Source organism: Mesorhizobium sp. M7A.F.Ca.MR.362.00.0.0 (genome assembly GCF_004023175.1).
Taxonomy (GTDB): Bacteria; Pseudomonadota; Alphaproteobacteria; order Rhizobiales; family Rhizobiaceae; genus Mesorhizobium.
Genome location: NZ_RZTF01000488.1, coordinates 225 through 4,234, shown reverse-complemented (window position 1 = coordinate 4,234; position 4,010 = coordinate 225). Strand labels below are relative to the sequence as shown.

4 protein-coding genes and 1 pseudogene (1 of these 5 only partly in view) are annotated in these 4,010 nt (G+C 63.1%); 2 read left to right on the top strand and 3 right to left on the bottom strand.

The genetic code is table 11. From position 1 onward, the window contains the following. Both EOC06_RS33645 and EOC06_RS33640 read right to left on the bottom strand, forming a co-directional pair. Positions 1-345, bottom strand: a 345-nt coding sequence (locus tag EOC06_RS33645) for an endonuclease domain-containing protein (protein ID WP_245470306.1), incomplete at its 3' end; no start/stop codon positions are given. A gap of 139 nt (positions 346-484) precedes the next feature. After that, complete coding sequence (locus tag EOC06_RS33640; RefSeq protein ID WP_128309823.1) at positions 485-1,813, bottom strand: aspartate aminotransferase family protein; 1,329 nt, start codon at positions 1,811-1,813, stop codon at positions 485-487. Positions 1,814-2,040: 227 nt separating this feature from the next. On the opposite strand from EOC06_RS33640, the gene EOC06_RS33635 reads away from it, so the two are divergent. Next, positions 2,041-2,670 (top strand): TetR family transcriptional regulator C-terminal domain-containing protein, encoded by a 630-nt coding sequence (locus EOC06_RS33635; RefSeq protein ID WP_128309822.1) that lies wholly within the window; start codon positions 2,041-2,043, stop codon positions 2,668-2,670. Between the two features lie 273 nt (positions 2,671-2,943). Here EOC06_RS33635 and EOC06_RS33630 read toward each other — a convergent pair whose 3' ends face one another. Then, entirely contained in the window at positions 2,944-3,831 is an 888-nt protein-coding gene (locus EOC06_RS33630; RefSeq protein ID WP_128309821.1) for a helix-turn-helix transcriptional regulator, read from the bottom strand. 103 nt (positions 3,832-3,934) lie between these two features. On the opposite strand from EOC06_RS33630, the pseudogene EOC06_RS33625 reads away from it, so the two are divergent. Then, positions 3,935-4,010: pseudogene (locus EOC06_RS33625) on the top strand (SDR family NAD(P)-dependent oxidoreductase); its annotated part runs 224 nt beyond the window's last position; the annotation flags it as partial.

Sequence of the window (4,010 nt, the reverse complement as noted above, 5' to 3'; positions counted from 1 at the left end):
GGGGTCGGCTGACATATGCTCAACCTTCCCCTTGACCATCTGCGCGACATGCCACGCGCTGTTTATGACATCGGGCTCGTCAACACGGAAGACGTGAAACCCGAGAGAGCGCAGATAGGCATCACGAACAGCATCGTGCCGTTTACCCTTCTCGTGTTCGTGCAGATCACCGTCGACCTCAACGATCAGCTTCACCGCCAAGCAAACGAAGTCAACGATATAAGGCCCAATCGGGCACTGACGGCGAAACTTGATGCCTCCCGATTTCAACTCCCGCAGTTCATACCACAGAAGGGATTCGCCCTTGGTCGCGTGAACTCGAAGCGCGCGCGCCTTCTGGCGCATTTCGAAGCTCACGCGGGTACGGGGCATCAGACGCGGCCACGCAGCAAAAGATCAGGTCGGCACCCAGTCGCACCGCCCCCACCCGACCGCTTCGCGGCCACCCTCCCCTCGAGGGGGAGGGATATCCGCGTCCAGTTCGTCAATCTATCGCTCGCAAGACTTCTCTGACATGGTCGATCAATTCGTTGATCTGGCCCTTGGTGATGATCAGCGGCGGCGACAGCGCGATGATGTCGCCGGTGGTGCGGATCAGCGCGCCGCGCTCGAACGCCTTGACGAAGGCCGAGAAGGCCCGCTTGGTCGGCTGGCCGGCGATCGGCGCCAGCTCGATCGCGCCGATCAGGCCGATGTTCCTGATATCGATGACGTTCGGCTCGCCTTTCAGCGAATGCAGCGCGTCTTCCCAGTACGGCGCCAGCTCCTCGCCGCGGGTCAGCAGGCCCTCTTCCTTGTAGGTGTCGAGCGTGCCGAGTGCGGCCGCGCAGGCGATCGGGTTGCCCGAATAGGTGTAGCCGTGGAAGAACTCGATCATGTGCTCGGGGCCGGTCATGAAGGCGTCGTGGATCTCCTTCTTGACGAACACCGCGCCCATCGGGATGACGCCGTTGGAGACGCCCTTGGCGGTGGTCATGATGTCTGGCGTGACACCGAAATAGTCGGCGGCGAACGGCGTGCCGAGACGGCCGAAACCGGTGATGACCTCATCGAAGATCAACAGGATGCCATGCTTGGTGCAGATCTCGCGCAGCCTCTCGAGATAGCCCTTCGGCGGCAGGATGACGCCGGTAGAGCCGGCGACCGGCTCGACGATGACAGCGGCGATGGTGGAAGCGTCGTGCAGGGCGACGATGCGCTCCAGTTCGTTGGCGAGTTCCGCACCATACTCCGGCACGCCCTTGGTGAAGGCGTTCTTTTCCGGCAGATGCGTGTGCGGCATATGGTCGACGCCGCCGAGCAGCGTGCCGAACATCTTGCGGTTGGTGACGATGCCGCCGACCGAGATGCCGCCGAAATTGACGCCGTGATAGCCGCGCTCGCGACCGATCAGCCGGGTGCGCGAGCCCTCGCCCTTCACACGATGATAGGCGATGGCCATCTTGAGCGCGGTCTCGACCGATTCCGAGCCGGAATTGGTGAAGAAGACATGGTCCATGCCCTTGGGCGCGAGGTCGACCAGGCGGTTGGCCAGTTCGAACACGATCGGGTGGCCCATCTGGAAGGCGGGCGCATAGTCGAGCTCGGCGGCCTGCTGCTGGATCGCCTCGGTGATCTTGGGACGGCAGTGGCCGGCATTGACGCACCACAGGCCGGCGGTGCCGTCGAGAACCTTGCGGCCGTCGCTGGTCATGTAATGCATGTCCTTGGCGGACACCATCATGCGCGGCGCCTGCTTGAACTGCCGGTTTGCCGTGAACGGCATCCAGAATGCGCTGAGATCGTTCGGCGTGACTTTCAGCCGGTTGGACATGACCAGGACTTCCCCTTGTAATTTGTTTCGGTGCGCCCAACGCTTGGTCTTTGCCGCGTTTTCATGCTACGCAAATTTTTGACCGATTGGACAAACGTTAGCACCGCCCTGTCGGCGGTCAAGGGATTACTAGCGGAAATGCGGCACCTGAAGTGCGTTCCACAGGCTAGGGAAAAACTGGTCCAGAGAATTGGTCCAGATGACCCTCAACGCGAGGGCTGGCAACGGTGACCACGGACGCCCCTCGTCGCACTCGCATCCAGCAGGAAAAGCGCGAACTCATCCTGGAGGCGGCGCTCGAGGTTTTCTCGACCAACGGTTTTCGTGGCTCGACCATTGACCAGATCGCCGAAGCCGCCGGCATGTCGAAGCCGAACCTGCTCTATTATTTCCGCCGCAAGGAAGACATCCACGAGACGCTGATGCAGCGCCTGCTCGACACCTGGCTGGCGCCGCTGCGTGAACTCGATGACATCGGCGATCCCCTCACCGAATTGCGCAGCTACATCAGGCGCAAGCTGGAGATGGCGCGCGACTTTCCGCGCGAGAGCCGGCTGTTCGCCAACGAGATCCTGCAAGGCGCGCCGCGCATCATGCCGCTGCTGGCCGGCGAGTTGAAGACGCTGGTCGACGAGAAGGCCGCCGTCATCAAGGGCTGGATGCGCGCCGGCAAGATCGCCAAGACCGACCCGTGGCACCTGATCTTCTCTATCTGGGCGACGACGCAGCATTATGCCGATTTCGACGTCCAGGTCCGCGCCGTGCTCGGGCCGAACCGCGGCGGCGACGGCCGCTTCGAGGATGCCGCAAGATTTCTCGAGCAGTTGTTCCTCGATGGCCTCAAGCCGAAGGGGTAGCAGCGAGATCACGTCTTGGGTCAACTTGGCAGTCGTCGGGCTATCCCAGACGGTGGGGATTGGCCGAAGCGCACATTGATTTCGTCATTCTAGGGCGAAGCAAGGAGCGAAGCGACGCGGCGCAGACCCTAGAATCCATGCCGCGACTTCAACGCGCCGCAACGGTACAAATTCTGCTCCGCTGTACCCTTCGACCAATGTCACGGAATGGATCCCAGGGTCTCCTCGACGCCGCTTCGCGGCTGCTCCGCCCTGGGATGACGAAGTGGAGGGTTACGCGCTGCGCCGCTCAACCGGCAGCGCGTCCAGCAACGTCTGCAGCTTGGCGATCGAATTCTGCTCGGCGAGCGGCGTGTAGACGATCAGCTTCATGTCGGAGCCATCGCCGATCGACAGGCTCATATGCTCGAAGGTCATGGCGCCCGCGCTCGGGTGCCGGACATGCTTCACCCCCGACAACCGGTGCGCGACATCGCGCTGCGGCCACCAGGCGCGAAATTCGGGGCTCGAACGCGTCATCAACTCGATCAGCCGCTCGAAATCCGGATCGCCGACATAACGCGCACTCGCGGCCCGGAAGGAGGCCAGCACGGTGAGCGCCAGTTGCTCCCAGTCGACCAGCAGGCGCCGGTGGTGCGGGCTCGTGAACACCATGTGGACGATGTTGCGGGCGTCACCCTCCAGCAAGCCATAGTCGCCGAACACCGCGACGGCAGCCGGGTTCCAGGCCAGCACATCCCAGCGCCGCCCGACAACATAGGCCGGCTGCAGCACCAGGCTCTGCAGCATGTGCAGCAAGGGGCCGTCGACTTTTTCCGGCGCCACGGCACGGCGCTCCGGCTGCTGGCGGTCGGCGAGGATGAACAGATGCTGTTTTTCGGCGGCGTCGAGGCGCAGTGCTTCGGCAAGTGCCGTCAGCACCTCGACCGAGGGCCTGACCTCCCGCCCCTGCTCCAGCCATGTGTACCAGGTGGTGCCGACACCGGCGATCATCGCCACCTCCTCGCGGCGCAAGCCCGGCGTACGCCGCCTGAGACCGGTGGCGATGCCGGTGGCCGAGGGCGTCAGCCTTTCGCGGCGCGAGCGCAGGAAGGCGCCGAGTTCGCGCCGGCGGCTGTCTTCAGCCGAATGTGTGGGGGCAGCGTGGGGTTGGGACTCCATGCGGGTATTATAGCAGTATTGATACCAGGATAAAGTTTGAACTGTTTGGCCCGCGCCAACTGTCCCATCTTCGGTTCAGAGCAACAGAACGGAGGCTCTGAACATGGAACTCAAAGACAAGACGATCCTCATCACCGGCTCTACCGATGGCGTCGGCCGGGTCGTCGCGCAACGGCTCG

What these genes read in the sequence shown, in the direction of transcription:
- EOC06_RS33640 (WP_128309823.1), bottom strand. Translation starts at nt 1,813, where the DNA reads ATGTCCAACCGGCTGAAAGTCACGCCGAACGATCTCAGCGCATTCTGG.
- EOC06_RS33630 (WP_128309821.1), bottom strand. Translation starts at nt 3,831, where the DNA reads ATGGAGTCCCAACCCCACGCTGCCCCCACACATTCGGCTGAAGACAGC.